Annotated in this window: 16 protein-coding genes and 1 tRNA gene; 14 read left to right on the forward strand and 3 right to left on the reverse strand. The window is 64.4% G+C overall.

Features of this window, described 5'->3' with window-relative positions:
• Positions 1 to 90: 90 nt before the first annotated feature.
• The 3 genes from MTBSS4_RS14220 to MTBSS4_RS14230 form a co-directional block, all read right to left on the reverse strand.
• Entirely contained in the window at positions 91 to 606 is a 516-nt protein-coding gene (locus MTBSS4_RS14220; protein ID WP_173984068.1) for a hypothetical protein, read from the reverse strand.
• Between the two features lie 75 nt (positions 607 to 681).
• Entirely contained in the window at positions 682 to 1,377 is a 696-nt protein-coding gene (locus MTBSS4_RS14225; RefSeq protein WP_173984069.1) for a HEPN domain-containing protein, read from the reverse strand.
• 32 nt (positions 1,378 to 1,409) lie between these two features.
• Positions 1,410 to 1,500: transfer RNA gene (locus MTBSS4_RS14230), tRNA-Ser, on the reverse strand.
• Positions 1,501 to 1,752: 252 nt separating this feature from the next.
• Here MTBSS4_RS14230 and MTBSS4_RS14235 point away from each other — a divergent pair.
• From MTBSS4_RS14235 to MTBSS4_RS14300, 14 genes are all read left to right on the forward strand, one after another.
• Positions 1,753 to 2,799, forward strand: a complete 1,047-nt coding sequence (locus MTBSS4_RS14235) for a class I SAM-dependent methyltransferase (RefSeq protein ID WP_254432564.1) — start codon at positions 1,753 to 1,755, stop codon at positions 2,797 to 2,799.
• Entirely contained in the window at positions 2,796 to 3,524 is a 729-nt protein-coding gene (locus MTBSS4_RS14240; RefSeq protein ID WP_173984070.1) for a pseudouridine synthase, read from the forward strand. The genes MTBSS4_RS14235 and MTBSS4_RS14240 overlap by 4 nt, the downstream gene beginning before the upstream one ends.
• A complete protein-coding gene (locus tag MTBSS4_RS14245) occupies positions 3,508 to 3,831 on the forward strand; it encodes a hypothetical protein (protein WP_173984071.1) in 324 nt (107 codons plus the stop codon). The genes MTBSS4_RS14240 and MTBSS4_RS14245 overlap by 17 nt, the downstream gene beginning before the upstream one ends.
• Entirely contained in the window at positions 3,831 to 4,631 is an 801-nt protein-coding gene (locus tag MTBSS4_RS14250) for a YdcF family protein (protein ID WP_173984072.1), read from the forward strand. The genes MTBSS4_RS14245 and MTBSS4_RS14250 overlap by 1 nt, the downstream gene beginning before the upstream one ends.
• Before the next feature lie 94 nt (positions 4,632 to 4,725).
• A complete protein-coding gene (locus tag MTBSS4_RS14255; protein ID WP_173984073.1) occupies positions 4,726 to 5,736 on the forward strand; it encodes a lytic transglycosylase domain-containing protein in 1,011 nt (336 codons plus the stop codon).
• Between the two features lie 40 nt (positions 5,737 to 5,776).
• Positions 5,777 to 6,742, forward strand: coding sequence for a septal ring lytic transglycosylase RlpA family protein (locus MTBSS4_RS14260; protein WP_254432565.1), 966 nt, complete (start codon positions 5,777 to 5,779; stop codon positions 6,740 to 6,742).
• A 38-nt stretch (positions 6,743 to 6,780) separates the two neighbouring features.
• On the forward strand, positions 6,781 to 7,947 hold the full coding sequence (locus tag MTBSS4_RS14265; protein ID WP_173984074.1) for a D-alanyl-D-alanine carboxypeptidase family protein: 1,167 nt from the start codon (positions 6,781 to 6,783) through the stop codon (positions 7,945 to 7,947).
• A 10-nt stretch (positions 7,948 to 7,957) separates the two neighbouring features.
• A complete protein-coding gene (tmk, locus tag MTBSS4_RS14270; protein ID WP_173984083.1) occupies positions 7,958 to 8,596 on the forward strand; it encodes a dTMP kinase in 639 nt (212 codons plus the stop codon).
• Positions 8,593 to 9,684 (forward strand): DNA polymerase III subunit delta', encoded by a 1,092-nt coding sequence (locus MTBSS4_RS14275; RefSeq protein ID WP_173984075.1) that lies wholly within the window; start codon positions 8,593 to 8,595, stop codon positions 9,682 to 9,684. The genes tmk and MTBSS4_RS14275 overlap by 4 nt, the downstream gene beginning before the upstream one ends.
• Before the next feature lie 33 nt (positions 9,685 to 9,717).
• Positions 9,718 to 11,277 carry a methionine--tRNA ligase gene (gene metG, locus MTBSS4_RS14280; RefSeq protein WP_173984076.1) on the forward strand — a complete coding sequence of 520 codons (1,560 nt, stop codon included), beginning with the start codon at positions 9,718 to 9,720 and terminating at the stop codon, positions 11,275 to 11,277.
• Positions 11,278 to 11,280: 3 nt separating this feature from the next.
• On the forward strand, positions 11,281 to 12,057 hold the full coding sequence (locus MTBSS4_RS14285; RefSeq protein ID WP_173984077.1) for a TatD family hydrolase: 777 nt from the start codon (positions 11,281 to 11,283) through the stop codon (positions 12,055 to 12,057).
• Positions 12,054 to 12,821 (forward strand): MBL fold metallo-hydrolase, encoded by a 768-nt coding sequence (locus tag MTBSS4_RS14290; RefSeq protein WP_173984078.1) that lies wholly within the window; start codon positions 12,054 to 12,056, stop codon positions 12,819 to 12,821. Before MTBSS4_RS14285 ends, MTBSS4_RS14290 begins: the two co-directional genes overlap by 4 nt.
• An 87-nt stretch (positions 12,822 to 12,908) precedes the next feature.
• The gene (gene ybaL / locus MTBSS4_RS14295; protein ID WP_173984079.1) at positions 12,909 to 14,681 is read left to right on the forward strand and encodes a YbaL family putative K(+) efflux transporter; all 1,773 of its coding nucleotides are present in this window, start codon (positions 12,909 to 12,911) and stop codon (positions 14,679 to 14,681) included.
• The gene (locus MTBSS4_RS14300) at positions 14,678 to 15,490 is read left to right on the forward strand and encodes a universal stress protein (RefSeq protein ID WP_173984080.1); all 813 of its coding nucleotides are present in this window, start codon (positions 14,678 to 14,680) and stop codon (positions 15,488 to 15,490) included. Before ybaL ends, MTBSS4_RS14300 begins: the two co-directional genes overlap by 4 nt.
• Positions 15,491 to 15,829: the final 339 nt, after the last annotated feature.

Consider the following 15,829-nt stretch of genomic DNA (forward strand, 5'->3'; position numbering starts at 1 on the left):
TGGGTGCGCGGCATAGCCCACCGCGCCGAAGCATAGCGGAGAAGTTCCTCGTAAATCCAACCTCCGCAGCAGGGGGGGCTCAGCCTGCGATCACGTCTTGTCAATTAGGTTGACGACGACTTCCTTAAAATCTTTCGATGCCCGGAGCGTCGCTTGAATGACCTGCAAATCGTCCTTTTTCAGGGTCTTGCACCACTCCCGCGTTCCCACGTCGTAAACCTTGCCCGTGATGGCGTCGAGTTTCAGTTGTTTCTCGTAGTCGTGCCCGTGCAGTGGCGAAGGCCAGTCGTCGGCATCGGACTTGTGGAAGTCCCATTTATAGCCACCGCGCTTTACCTGCTTCTCTGTCAGGAAGCGAATGACCTCGAACTCTTCGGCGATGCAATCCTCGGAGGTTTCAACAGTCAGCGATGACGGGGCTGGTTGGTTCTCCGTAAGCAGGGAAAGCCCGTGGGAAAACCAGCTTAAAGGAACGACCCAATCGTTGCCGCCTTCGTATTCGATATTGATTCGGACCTTGGAGCGGCCATCCTTGAAGATGTACTCACCTACTTCTTTGCCTCTATAGGTGATTTTCCCTGTGTGTTGGTTGAATTGCAGTGACATGTCCATTCGATCACGGTAAAATGTCGTTGTTACACTTGTAAACGTTGTTTCCTGTCTGTGGGTATCCATTGCTGACTAGAAGGCGGCACCAATTCCATCGAGGATGTTGATGATGATGACAAATCGCGTTTCCCTGCATCCTACGGGAATTGATTTTAGCCACGCACCAACATTGTGAAAGCGGTTATTGAGACGCCGAATACCAGTCGGATGAAGTACGCCAAGCGCCAAAACGTCGTTCATTGCATCAAGAGAACGCTTGCTCCTGTGTGCAATGTTATTGCGAAGAGCGATAACTGAATTGACAACTGCTTTTTGTTGCGCGGTAAGTCCGGAAAATTTCGCGGCATGAGCGGCGACAAGCCATGTACCCGCCTTTTGCTCAAGCTGGTCGAAATTGGGAAATGTGATGTTATTTCCCATGCTATTCGCAAGGGCCAATACGTCCGCTTTTTTCAGATGCAGCGGAAACGTGAGAGTCCCGAACGCATCGAACACCCGCTTTGGAGTGGAAGATGCGTTTAGATGGGTTTCGAAAGAATCTTTCAGATGCTGCTTGAATCGGGTTGCATCGCGGTTGATGTACGCGATGAACATATCACTGACAAAGCCCTCCCAAGTCACCGCCGCAGCCAGCAAGCTGTGCTCTGTCAAGGTTGACTGGTCTGCCTCGCTAGTGAAGGCTGCAAAGCCGGTGTTGTGGAACGTGGTCAGATCGGACAACTGCTGCCGAAAATCATCTCGGATATCGTTTGGCGATATTTTTCTCAAGTCCGTCCCCCCGTTCCCCTTTATCGAGTAAGTGGCGGTGGGTGTGAGATTCGAACTCACGGAGGGTTTCTAGCCCTCGGTCGTTTTCAAGACGACTGCCTTAAACCGCTCGGCCAACCCACCATTTCGCTTTGCGCTAGCAATCCGCTAGAACGCGCCTAACTAGAACGCAGCAAGAACGCGGTATAACGCTGTTTTTGCTGCGTTTTTCATACCCTCATGCCGTCAGGGTGACAAGTTTTCAAGACCGGTGCAATAGACCACTCTGCCACCCATCCGGCTTATCGAGAGGTGGGGATTTTGTAGCTCAGCTGGCGAGGCCGTGTCCACGGCCTCCTGTCGACGCCATGGGCCGGGCGTGCTACATGCTGGCCCATGAGCCAGTCAGACACCATCCGCGCCTTGCTGCTTCCGTTCGACCGGGGGCTATTGCCCCTACCCGAACGCTGTTTCCTCATGCGGGCCGAGGCCGACGAGGCACTGGACGCGGAATGGCGGTCGCGGCTGGTCTGCGAGCAGGGCTTCAAGCCGGCGGCGGACCGTCTGGCCAAGGCCGGTTTCGAGACGGTCAGGCGCCTGGACGGACTATTCCCCGCCGGCCTGTGCCTGCTGACCAAGCACAAGGCGGAGAACCGCGCCAACATCGCCCGCGCCCTGTCGCTGCTGGAACCGGGCGGCCTGCTGGTGTGCTGCGGCGCCAACGCCATCGGCTCCGCCAGCATGGAGCGCGACGCCGACCGGCTGCTGGGGCTGGAGGGGCATCTGTCCAAGCATCAGGCCCGGACCTTCTGGCTGCGGCGTTCAGGGGGAGAGCTTCCCGGATTCCTGGCGGAATGGGCGGCGGCGGGCGGGCCGCTTCCGGTGGGGGGCAGCGGCTTCGTCGCCCGTGCCGGCTGTTTCAGTCCCGATCACGTCGACACCGGATCGGCCTTGCTGGCCGCCTGCCTGCCCGACGGGCTCGCCGGCCGCGTCGCCGACCTGGGGGCGGGGTGGGGCTATCTGTCGGCGGAGATGCTGCGCCGCTTTCCCGCGATCACCGGAATCGACCTCTATGAAGCCGAGGCGACCGCCCTGGAGGACGCACGGACCAATATCGCCGCCCTGGTCCCGGACCGCGCCCGGCTGGCGGACTTTCACTGGCTGGACGTCGCCGCCGGCCTGCCCGAGGTGGCGCCCTACGACTGGATCGTCAGCAATCCGCCGTTCCACGACGGCCGCAAGGCCGACCCCGCCATCGGCCAGGCCTTCATCGCCAGCGCCTGGCGTTCGATCCGCCGCCGGGGCAAGTTCCTGCTGGTGGCCAATCAGAATCTGCCCTACGAGGCCGAACTGCGCCGCCGGTTCCGCGAGGTGGAGTTGATCCGGGCGGCGGACGGATTCAAGGTCTATCTTTCCAGCAATCGCTACGACAGGGTGCCATGAGGCTGGTCCGACTGATCGCCAATCTGGGCTATGGCAGCCAGAAGGAGGTCCGCGCCATGATCCGCGACGGCCGCCTGACCGATTCCGACGGCGTGCCGCTGTCCATGGACTCGCGGGTTGGGCATGTCGGCGTCCGCCTGGATGGCGAGGCGTTGGACCCGGCCCCTGGCATGGTTCTGATGCTGAACAAGCCCGTGAACTATACGTGTTCTACAAGCGATCCCGGCCGCGTCGTCTATGAATTGCTGCCGGAACGCTTCGGCCGCCGCAATCCGGCGCTGGCCCCGGTGGGGCGGCTGGACCGCGACAGCACCGGCCTGCTTCTGATGACCGACGACGGCGCCCTGCTTCACCGCGTCACCGCGCCGCGCAGTCATGTGCCCAAGACCTACGACGTCACCCTGGCCCGGCCACTGGACGGCGGCGAGGCCGCCATCTTCGCCAGCGGCGCCCTGATGCTGCGGTCCGAGACCACGCCGCTGGCCCCGGCGACGATGGTCGCCACCGGCGAGCGCCAGGCGCGCCTGACCATCGTCGAGGGGCGCTATCATCAGATCAAGCGCATGTTCGCCGCCGTCGGCAATCATGTGGAAGGCCTGCACCGCCGGGCGGTGGGTGGGCTCGGCCTCGGTGATCTCGCTCCGGGGCGGTGGCGGCTGCTGACGGCCGGCGACATCGCCCGGATATTCGAACGCGGAGACTTGAGCGATGGCCAGGAAGGATAGTCTGGGGAGCGGGGACAAGGCCCGCCTGCTGCGAGCCCTGGCGTTTCACATCCGCCGCAAGCGACCGGTTGAGGAGGCGTTCACCGAGGTGATGGAACAGGAATTCCGGGGCGGGCGCCATCGTCTGTTCCGTCCCGTCGCCGACGCCATGGCCGAGACCGGCATCCTGTCGGCCTTCATCCTGCTGGGATTGATGGGGATCGAGGCGGGGGCGGTGATGGCGGCGGTGCTGGAGGCCAACGACCATCGCCTGCTGGCCGGCGCCCTGGAGCGGCTGGCCGACCATGCCGAGCAGTTTCCCGACTGATGTTCGTGATCTCCAAACTGGTCGGCGCCCTGACCGAGCCGGTCACCATCCTCGTTCTGGTGATGGGACTGTGCTGGATGCTGCTGCGGTCGCGGCGGTTCGCCCGGGCCGGAAGGCGGTTGATGGGGGCGACGCTGGCCGTCGTCCTGGCGCTGGCGGTGTTTCCCGTCGAGAGTGTGATGATGACCGCGCTGGAGAACCGCTTTCCGCCGCCGGCGTCCATGCCGGAGCGGGTTGACGGCATCATCGTGCTGGGTGGCGGCATCAACCCGGTGATCAGCGCCGCCCGTGGCCGCGTGGCCCTCAACAGCGCCGCCAGCCGGCTGACCGCCCTCATTCCCCTAGCCCGACGCTATCCCGAAGCCCGGCTGATTTTTACCGGCGGTTCGGGGGCGTTGCTGTCACAAGAAATTAAGGAAGCGACGTACGTAAAGGATTTTTATATGGAAATCGGATTCGATCCGGACCGGATCGTCTTCGAGGACCAATCCCGGAACACCCACGAGAACGCTGTGCTGTCCAAGGAGATCATGGCGCCGAATCCGGGAGAGACCTGGCTTCTGGTCACGTCGGCCTTTCACATGCCCCGTGCGGTAGGGTGTTTCCGCGCCGCCGGCTGGCCAGTGGTCGCCTATCCGGTGGATTACGCCACCACCGGGCGGGGCGAAGGTGGGCTGTCCGACCTGCGCTTCAGCGTCGCCGCCGGACTGGGGGGGCTGCGCACCGTCGCCCACGAGATGCTGGGATTGGTCGGCTATCGCCTGCTCGGCTGGACGGAATCCGTATTCCCCGCGCCGTGAACGTTGCGGCGATACCGGAGAATGTGGCACAACTGCCCCTTGGGATACCAGATTTGGGGCGCGACACATGGCGTGGACGACGAAATCTTGCGCGATGGCCGGTCTGACACTGGCGAGTCTGGCACTGGCGAGTCTGGCGCTTGGCGGCTGCGCCGCCTCGGCCGAGGAACCGGTGCAACTGGCCGCCGCCCCCCGGGCCGAAAGCGGATTCGGCGACTTTCTCGCCACGGTCCGGGCCGAGGCGCTGCGCAAGGGAATCCGGCCGGAAACCCTCGACGCCGCCCTGGCCGACGTCAAGCATATCGACCGAGTGATCGAGCTGGATCGCAAGCAGCCTGAATTCACCTTGCGCTTCGCCGAGTACCGCGACCGCATCGTCTCCGACACCCGGGTGGAGGAGGGGCGGCGCAAGCTGGCCGAGAACCGCGCCCTGTTGGCCGAGATCGAGAAGCGCTACGGCGTCCAGCCTCGCTTCGTGGTGGCGCTGTGGGGGATCGAGACCAATTTCGGCAAGAATACCGGCGGGATGCCGGTGGTGTCGTCGCTGGCGACCCTGGCTTATGACGGCCGCCGTTCCAAGTATTTCCGCACCGAGCTGATGAACGCCCTGACCATTCTCGACCAGGGGCATATCCAGCCTGCCGCCATGATCGGCTCGTGGGCGGGCGCCATGGGCCAATGCCAGTTCATGCCGTCCACCTTCCTCAACTTCGCGGTCGACTGGGACGGCGACGGCAAGCGCAACGTCTGGACCAACCGGGCCGACGCCCTGGCCTCCGCCGCCAATTATCTGGCCGGGGAGGGGTGGCGCGGCGACCAAACCTGGGGGCGGGCGGTGCGGCTTCCCAAGGATTTCGATGCCGGCCTGTTCGGCCTGGAAACCCGCAAGACCCTGAAGGAGTGGAACGATCTGGGCGTCAGGAGCGGTGACGGCAAGCCGCTGCCGGTCCGCGACCTTCAGGCCTCGGTGGTGCTGGCCGAACCGGGCAAGGGGACGGCGGCCTTTCTGGTCTACGACAATTTCCGCACCATCATGAAGTGGAACCGCTCCACCTTCTTCGCCCTGAGCGTCGGCCACCTTGCGGACCGCATCGGTGGTCAGTAGACTACCACATCTTTGGCCCTGGGCTGGTGGAGGCAACCAGATGATGGGAAAGCGCTTGGTTCTGCTGCTATCCTGCATGCTTCTGGGAGGCTGTGCCGAGGTCAACCTGCTCGCCTTCGGCGCCAAATCGGCCATCGGCGGCGGCCCGCCGCCGCCCACCACCTCGGCCTCGCCCAATTACAAGGTGGGCAAGCCCTATCAGGTGGCGGGACAATGGTACTATCCGCAGGAGGATTTCAGCTACGACGAGACCGGCATCGCCTCGTGGTACGGCCCCGGTTTCCACGCCAAGCTGACCGCCAACGGCGAGGTGTTCGACCAGAACACCATCACCGCCGCCCACAAGACCCTTCAGATGCCCAGCATCGCCCGCGTCACCAATCTGGAGAACGGCCGCTCCATCATCGTGCGCATCAACGACCGGGGCCCCTTCGTCAACGGCCGCATCATCGACCTGTCGCGCCGTTCGGCCCAGTTGCTGGGCATGGAGGGCAAGGGAACCGCCAGGGTCCGCGTCCAGGTCCTGGCCGAGGAAAGCATGGCCCTGGCCGGCAAGGTCAAGCCCGATTCCAGCGGCGACGAGCCCAAGCTGGCCCAGGCCGCTCCGCGCGGCGGAGTGGAGGCGGAATCGCTGCCGCCCCCTCCCGGCGCCAATGCCAGGACCTCCGTGCCCGAATTGGCTTCATCCGCTCCCGCCGGGTCGAAACGGGGCATGACGCCCGAGGCGGTCGACCGGGAACTGGCCACCCAGGAAGTGAAGTCGGTGCCGGTTCGCCCCACCAACATCTATATCCAGGCCGGCGCATTCTCCCGCCACGACAACGCCAGCCGGCTGGCGGAACGGCTGACCCCGGTGGGCAAGGCCCGGATTCAGGAAGCCTATATCCAGGGCAAGCCGGTATTTCGCGTCCGCCTCGGCCCGCTGGCCAGCGTCGAGGACGCCGACCGGCTGCTGGAAGCCGTGGTGGCCTCGGGGCAGCAGGATGCCCGGGTGGTCGTGGACTGAGACTGAACATGAAACAGATCGGGTCGAAAACAGTGACGATGTTCCCGCTTTTCCTCCGCCTCGCCGTGGCGGCCCAGCTCGTCGGCGCGCTGCTTTCGCCGCCGCCGGCCGTTGCCCAGTCCATCGAAACCGCCGCGAGGCAGGCCATCATCGTCGATTTCGCCAGCGGCGCCGTCCTGATGGAGAAGAATGCCGACGAACTGATGGTGCCGTCGTCCATGAGCAAGCTGATGACCGTCTACATGGTCTTCGACAAGCTCAAGACCGGCGCCTGGAAACCCAACGACCGCCTGCCGGTCAGCGAGACGGTGTGGAGAAAGCACGTCAAGTCGGGCGGCTCGCTGATGTTCCTGCCGGTGAATTCCACCGCCACCGTCGAGGACCTGCTGAAGGGGGTGGTGATCCAATCGGGCAATGACGCCTGTTCGGTGCTGGCCGAGGCCTATTCCGGCAGCGAGGAGGCCTTCGGCGAGGAGGCCACCCGCCGCTCTCGCGAGTTGGGCCTGACCCGCAGCATCTTCAAGAACGCCAGTGGCTGGCCCGAGCCCGATCACATGATGACCGCCCGCGACCTGTCGGTGCTGTCGCGGCGCCTGATCGCCGATTTTCCCGAATATTATCCGCTGTTCAGCCAGACCGACTTCGTCTTCAACGGCATCAAGCAGGGCAACCGCAATCCGCTGCTGTACAGCACTCCCGGCGCCGACGGCCTGAAGACCGGCCATACCGCGGCGGCCGGCTATGGGCTTGCCGCCTCGCTGAAGCGGGGCAACCGTCGCATCATCATGGTGCTGAACGGCCTGTCCAGCATGAAGGAGCGGGCCGAGGAGGCCCGTCGGCTGGCGGAATGGGCCTTCCGCGAGTGGGAGACCTACCCGCTGTTCAAGGCCGGCGACATCGTGGTTCCCGATGCCGAGGTCTGGCTGGGCGAGGCCGAAACCGTGCAACTGGCCGCCAGGGGCAACCTGGAAGTGACCATGACCCGCAAGGCCCGTGCCGAGATGAAGGTCACCACCGTCCATACCGGCCCCATCCCGGCTCCCATCAAGGCCGGCGACGAGATCGGCAAGGTGGTGGTGACCGCTCCCGGCATGGCGCCGATGGAAATGGCGCTGGTGGCCACCGGCGATGTCCAGAAGCTTGGCTTCGTCGCCCGCATCTCCACGGCGCTGAGCCGCATCATCTGGGGTCAGCCGAAAAGGTAGCTTCATGGGCATGGCGCCGGTCAGGGGACGCTTCATCACTTTCGAGGGCGGCGAGGGCACCGGCAAGTCCACCCAATCGCGCCTGCTGGCCGAAGCGCTGCGGGAAGAGGGACTGATGGTGGTCACCACCCGCGAACCCGGCGGCTCGGCGGGGGCCGAGGCCATCCGCGCCCTGCTGGTCTCGGGCGAGGTCGATCGCTGGGACGGGGTGGCCGAGGCGCTGCTGCACTTCGCGGCGCGGCGCGACCATCTGGTCCGCACCGTATGGCCGGGGCTGGAGCGCGGCGCCTGGGTGATCTCGGACCGGTTCGCCGATTCGACCCTGGCCTATCAGGGATTCGGCCACGGACTCGACCCCGAGGTGATCGCCGCCCTGTACCGGGTCGCCGTCGGCCATTTCGCCCCCGACCTTACCCTGGTTCTGGACCTGCCGGTGGAAAAGGGGCTGGAGCGGGCCGGAACCCGTGGCGGTCCCGAAGACCGCTACGAGCGCATGGGGCTCGGCTTTCACCAGCGGCTGCGCCAGGGGTTCCTGGGGATCGCCGCCAGCAATCCCATGCGCTGCGCTGTCATCGATGCCGCCGCCAGCCCCGAGCGGGTTCACGCCGACGTCATGGCGACGGTGCGGGCGCGGCTACCGCTGCCATGAGCGAGACTCCCCATCCCCGCGAAACTCCTGACCTGCTCGGCCATGGGGCGGCGGAAAAGACCCTGCTGGAAGGCTGGAACTCCGGCCGGCTGGCCCATGCGTGGCTGATCTGCGGCCCCAAGGGCATCGGCAAGGCCACCCTGGCCTATCGCTTCGCCCGCTTTATCCTGGCGGGAGGAGGGGAGGGCGGCGGTCTGTTCGGCGGTCCCCCGGAATCCCTCGACATCCGCCCCGATCACCCGGTATTCCGCCGGGTCGCCTCCCAGGGACATGCCGACCTGGAGACGGTGGAGCGCGGCTGGGCCGACGACAAGAAGGCCAAGCAGAGAACCGAGATCGTGGTGGACGACGTTCGCGGCATCGGCGCCTTCATGGCGCTGACTCCGGCCGAGGGTGGCTGGCGCGTCGTCATCATCGATTCCGCCGACGAGATGAACCGCAACGCAGCCAATGCCGTTCTCAAGATACTTGAGGAACCGCCACGTAATGCATTGATGCTGCTTGTTTCACATTCCCCAGGTCGGCTACTGCCCACCATTCGGTCGCGCTGCCGCCGCCTGATGCTCAATCCCCTGGCCGAGGACGTGGTGGCCGACCTTCTGGCCCGCCACCGGCCCGAATTGCCCCAGTCCGAGACCGTCGCCCTGGCCCGCCTGGGCGAGGGCAGCATCGGCAAGGCGCTGGCGCTGGCCGACGAGGGCGGCCTTGACCTCTATCGCGACGTGTTCGGCCTGCTCGACGGGCTGCCCAACCTGGACATCCCGGCGTTGCATGCGTTCGGCGACCGGGTATCACGGCCGGAGAACGACGCCGCCTTCCGGACCGTCACCGATCTGCTGACATGGTGGCTGGCCCGGCTGGTCCGGGCGGGTGGACGCCAGGGCAGGGGGATGGTCGAGGCCATGCCGGGCGAGGCGGCGCTGATGAACCGGCTGCTGGCCCTGGCCAGCCTTGAACATTGGCTGGAGGTGTGGGAAAAGATCAACACCCTGTTCGCCCGTACCGAGGCGGTTCACCTCGACCGCAAGCAAGCGGTGCTCGGCGCTTTCCTCGCGGTGGAGCGGCTGGCCCGGTCCGGCTCCCGCTGACCGGCGGCAAGAGCAATAACGGAGAACACCGACATGAGCGCGGCCGCGACCTTCTACGTCACCACCCCCATCTATTACGTCAACGACAAGCCGCATATCGGCCACGCCTACACCACGCTGGCCTGTGACGTCCTGGCCCGCTTCAAGCGGCTGGACGGCTTCGACGTCAGATTCCTGACCGGCACCGACGAACACGGCCAGAAGGTGGAAAAATCGGCCGAGGCCGCCGGAATGACGCCGCTGGCGCTGGCCGACCTGAATTCGGCCAATTTCCGGGATCTGGCTGGTGTTCTCGGCTGTTCCAACGACGATTTCATCCGCACCACCGAACCGCGTCATCTGGCTGCCTGCCAGGCGCTGTGGACCCGGCTGGTGGAAAAGGGCGACATCTACCTGGGCGCCTACGAGGGCTGGTATTCGGTGCGCGACGAGGCGTTCTACGCCGAGGACGAACTGATCAAGGGGCCGGGCGATTCCAGGCTGGCTCCAACCGGTGCCCCGGTGGACTGGGTCAAGGAGCCCAGCTATTTCTTCCGCCTGTCGGCGTGGCAGGACCGTCTGCTGAAGTGGTACGAGGACAATCCCGATTGCGTCGCGCCGGCATCGCGGCGCAACGAGGTGATGAGCTTCGTCAAGGGCGGCCTTCAGGACCTGTCGGTATCGCGCACCAGCTTCAAATGGGGCATTCCGGTGCCCGGCGACGGCGCCCACATCATGTATGTCTGGCTGGACGCACTCACCAACTACATCACCGCCCTGGGCTATCCCGACACCTCCGGCGATTTCGCCCGCTACTGGCCCAATGCCTTGCACATGGTCGGCAAGGATATCGTCCGCTTTCACGCCGTCTACTGGCCGGCCTTCCTGATGGCAGCCGATCTGGCCCCGCCCAGGCGCGTCTTCGCCCATGGCTGGTGGACCAACGAAGGCCAGAAGATCTCCAAGTCGGTGGGCAACGTCATCGATCCTCTGACCCTGATCGAGACCTACGGCCTGGATCAGGTGCGCTATTTCCTGCTGCGGGAAGTGCCGTTCGGCAATGACGGCGATTTCAGCCACCGCGCCATGATCCAACGCATAAATAGTGAATTGGCCAATGACTTGGGAAATCTAGTTCAGCGCACACTCTCTATGATCGCAAAAAATTGTGATGGGAGGGTGCCTCCTCACGTTGATTATGCAGAAATGACAGAAGATGACTGGACGTTACTTGATAACTCCAGGGACCTTATCAATTCCGTGCGTCCAGCAATCGACAGACAGGCATTTCACGATGCCCTGGAAGCTATCTGGATCATTATCCGTAGCGCTAATGTCTATATCGACCGTCAGGCTCCGTGGAAACTTAGAAAGACAGACCAAATTCGTATGGAAACGGTTCTCTATGTTTTAGCAGAAAGCATCAGAAATCTGGCCCTTCTCCTTAGTCCTTTTATGCCGACTTCAGCGGATAAAATTCTCGATCAGCTGGGAGTCTCTGCCGACCGGCGGGATTTTGCAAGTCTTGGAGCCGGCCAGAGTCTAACCTCGGGTGTCGAGTTGCCGGCGCCCCAGGGCGTGTTTCCCCGGTTCGTCGAGGAGGCCGCAGGCTGAACCATGCTTGTAGACAGTCATTGCCATCTGGATTTTCCCGACTTCACCGACGATCTCGACGGCGTCGTCGGGCGGGCGGGGCAGGCCGGAATCGGGATTCTGCTCACCATCGGCACCCATATCTCGCGCCATGATCAGGTTATCCGGGTGGCAGAGCGTTTCGACAATGTCTGGTGCACGGTGGGCGTTCATCCGCACGAGGCCGGGGTGGAACCCTTTGCCGACGTCGAGACCCTGGTGCGGCTGGCGGATCACCCCAAGGTGGTCGGGCTGGGCGAGACCGGGCTGGATTACTTCTACGACAAGAGCCCCCGCGACCGGCAGCGCGATTCGTTCAAGATGCACATCGAGGCGGCGCGGCGCACCGGCCTGCCGGTGATCGTCCATACCCGCGACGCCGACGGAGATACCGCCGCCATTCTTGAAGATGAGATGGGGAAGGGGGCCTTCACTGGCCTCGTCCACTGCTTCAGCTCAGACGGACAGTTCTCTGAAAAAGCTGTCGAATTGGGCCTGTACATCTCCGCCTCGGGCATCATGACCTTCAAGACCGCCGAGGCGCTGCGCGATACCTTGAGGGGAGTTCCGCTGGACCGCCTGCTGGTGGAGACAGACGCCCCCTATCTGGCGCCGGTTCCATTCCGGGGCAAGCGCAACGAGCCCGCCTACGCAGCGCACACCGCCGCCCGTCTGGCCGAGGTCAAGGGGGTGCCGTTCGCCGAACTGGAACGGGCGACCACCGCCAATTTCCTGCGGCTGTTCGGCAAGGTGCGGCCGTGAAGGTGACGATCCTGGGCTGCGGCGGCGCTGCCGGCGTTCCCGGGATCTCCATGGGCTGGGGAGCCTGCGACCCTTCCAATCCCCGCAACCGCCGCCGCCGGGCCTCGATCCTGGTGGAAAGCGGCGACACCCGCATCCTGGTCGACACCTCGCCGGATTTGCGCGACCAATTGCTGGACGCCGACACCCGCATGGTCGACGCCGTCATCTACACCCATGACCATGCCGACCACCTGCACGGTATCGACGACCTGCGCGAGATCAACCGGGTGACACGCCAATGGCTGCCGGTATGGGGATCCGCCTCGGTGCTTGCCACCGCCCAGGCGCGCTTTCCCTACGCTTTCGAGCCACTGAGCCAGTTGGGCGAATTCATCTATCGCCCGCTGCTGGAACCTCACGAGATCACCGGCCCGTTCTCGGTCGGCGGCATCGAGGTGATTCCGTTCGACCAGGATCACGGCTATTCCCGCACCCTCGGCCTGCGCTTCGGCCCGGTGGCCTACAGTACCGACGTGGTCGACATTCCCGAGGATTCCTTCGCCGCTCTCGACGGCCTGGATCTGTGGATCATCGGCTGCCTGGTCGACTATCCCCACGCCACCCACGCCCATGTGGACAAGGCGCTCGAATGGATCGAGCGGGTCAGACCGCGCCGCGCCGTGCTGACCCATATGGGAAGCCGGCTGGATTACGAGACCCTGCGCTCGACATTGCCACCCTGGGTCAGCCCGGCCCATGACGGACTGGTCATCGAAATCTGACCGGCCGCGCGGACTCGCCATCCCGCCGCAATCCGACCATAATTATCCGGCAAGGGTATCCAGGGCCTTTTCCGACGAAGAGAGTTCATGCATCACGAGGCGCCCCTCATCGCCACCATCGCCATGAGCCTGCTGTTCGCCTTCGGCGGCGGCTGGATCGCGTCGCGTCTGCGGCTGCCGCCTCTGGTGGGCTATCTGCTGGCCGGCATCGCCGTCGGACCGTTTACCCCGGGCTATGTCGCCAACGCCAAGCTGGCGCAGGAACTGGCGGAAATCGGAGTGATCCTGCTGATGTTCGGGGTCGGGCTTCATTTTTCGGTCCGCGACCTGTGGGCGGTCCGCTGGATCGCTCTGCCCGGCGCCATCGCCCAGATCACGGTCGCCACCGCCATCGGTTCGGTCATGGCCGTGGCCTGGGGGTGGAGCCTGCCCGCCGGCCTGGTGTTCGGCCTCGCCCTTTCGGTGGCCAGCACGGTGGTGCTGCTGCGGGCGCTGGAAGAGCGCAAGGCCATCGACACCCTGAACGGACGCATCGCCGTCGGCTGGCTGATCGTCGAGGATCTGGCCATGGTGGTGGCCCTGGTCCTGCTTCCCGCCCTGATCACCACCACCGGCGAGGTGAGCGGCGGGGGGCTGTGGGATTATCTGCCCGCCGTCGGCATCACCTTGGCCAAGGTCGGGCTGTTCATCGCCATCGTCCTGGTGGTCGGCCGGCGCGTGGTTCCATGGATTCTGGATCAGATCGCCCGGCAGGGATCGAGAGAGATGTTCACCCTGGCCGTGCTGGCCCTGGCCTTGGGCATTGCCTATCTGTCGGCCACCTTGTTCGGGGTCTCGTTCGCCCTCGGCGCGTTCTTCGCCGGCGTGATCATGAGCGAATCCGACCTGAGCCATCAGGCCGCCGCCGATTCCCTGCCGCTGAAGGAGGCCTTCGCCGTCCTGTTCTTCGTGTCGGTCGGCATGCTGTTCGATCCCGCCATCCTGCTGCGGGAACCCCTGGCGGTGCTGGCGGTCCTGCTGGTGATCACCATCGGCAAATCCCTGGCGGCCTTCGTCATCGTGCTGCTGTTCCGCTACCCGGTTTCAACCGCCCTGGTGGTCTCGGCCAGCCTGGCGCAGATCGGCGAATTCTCCTTCATCCTGGTGGGCCTGGGCACGGCCCTGGGGGTGCTGCCGCCGGAAGGGCAGACCTATATCCTGGCCGGCGCCCTGCTATCCATCGCCCTCAATCCCCTGGTGTTCCGGACGCTGGAGCCGTTGGAACGCTGGATGCGCACCCACCCCCGGCTGATCGCCATCCTGGAGCGTACCGGCGCCGACCCCCTGGCCGAGCTTCCCGCCGGCGGCGGCGACAGCGGCCTGCACGGCCACGCCGTGATCGTCGGTTTTGGCCGGGTGGGCCAAACAGTGGCCAAGGCCTTCGACAAGGAAGGCCTGCCTTACGTGGTGATCGAGCAAAATCGCAAGCTTGTTCATACACTTCGCAAGCGCGGCCTCGTCGCCGTCTATGGCGAGGCCAGCGTTCCCGGGGTGATGGAAATAGCCCGGATCAGGCAGGCGCGACTGCTGGTCTGCGCCGTTCCGGACGGCTTCCAGACCCGCCGGATCATCGATCTTGCCCGCCACGCCAATCCCGGCATCGACATGGTCGCCCGTACCCACAGCGATCGCGAGCGGGATTATCTGGAACGCCAGGGGATCGGAATGGCGGTAATGGGCGAGCATGAACTGGCCCTGACCATGATGGGTTACGCCCTGCGCAGTCTGGGTATCCATGACGATGCCGCCAAGCTGGTTGTGAATGGCTTCCGCACGGCTCAGCCGGGCCGGAAGAACGGAAGGGAGGGCAGGGCGTCGTGACCCGAATCCGGCGGATAATGCTGACCACCGACCTTGCCGCCCACACCGACCGGGCCATGGAGCGCGCGGTTCATCTGGCCTTGCGGTTCAACGCCGCGCTATCGGTGCTGTACGTGATCGAGCCCATGTCGGGATCGCCGGCCCATCCTCACGACCAGTCGCCCTCCGACGTCATCGAGGCCGATATCCGCCGCCACCTTCAGGCGGTCGCAGGAGTCGAGGCAGCGATCATCGTCGAGTCGGGGGCGGTGGATGACGTCGCGGCGCGTCACGCCCAGAACTGGAACGCCGACCTGATGATAGCGGGCGCTCACCGGGGCGACGGACTTGGCGGAAATTTCTTCGTCAATACCGTCGAACGGATCAGCGTCGCCAGCCCGGTTCCGTTGCTGGTGGTCCGCAACAAGCCGTTTGGTCCGTACCGCAATGCCCTGGTGCCGGTGGATTTCCTGGACATGTCGAAGCGGAGCGTCGAGGAAGCCTTGTCCCTGGCTCCGGATGGAAACGTCCATCTGCTGCATGTCTTCGACGTTCCAGGCGGTTCTGAAAGCGGATCGGCCCAGGGCTTCGAAACCGAGTTCGCCGCTCTGCTGGCGACCGCTTCGCCACCAGCGGCCCGTATGACCACCGGCATCCGTCACGGTCCGGTGACGCGGGAAATCATCAAGGCGGCGCATCAAGACCGGCCCGATCTCATCGTGATGGGAACCCAGGGCCGGGTCGGTCTTGAACGGGTGCTGATGGGAAGCACCGCCCACGAGATTCTGCAATATCTGCCGTCGGACGTCCTTCTGATCAGGGCGCCGTAGCCTGAAAACACTCAATATATTCGTCGCCATAATATACATTATGCGACCAAAGACTAGTTTCATTCCTGTTGCGTGAGCGTCCATATCCCACCCTTCTGAGATGCAACTGCGGTAAGTCCGCCTGTCTCGTAATGTGTCGGGCAATGACGCTCGAACGGATTAGATCCCTCCGACTTCCGCCCCACCTGAATGGCTGGGTGCTCACCGACGACGGTGGCGCCCCCCGGTATTGGGCCACGGTGTGGGAAGCCCCCTGCATGGTGCTGACCTCAGCGATTTCGCGCTGGCCGCCAAGCTGCTGGCCATTGATCGCCTCTACCGCTCAGTCCGGGACCAAAC

Source organism: Magnetospirillum sp. SS-4 (assembly GCF_902729425.1).
GTDB lineage: Bacteria > Pseudomonadota > Alphaproteobacteria > Rhodospirillales > Magnetospirillaceae > Phaeospirillum.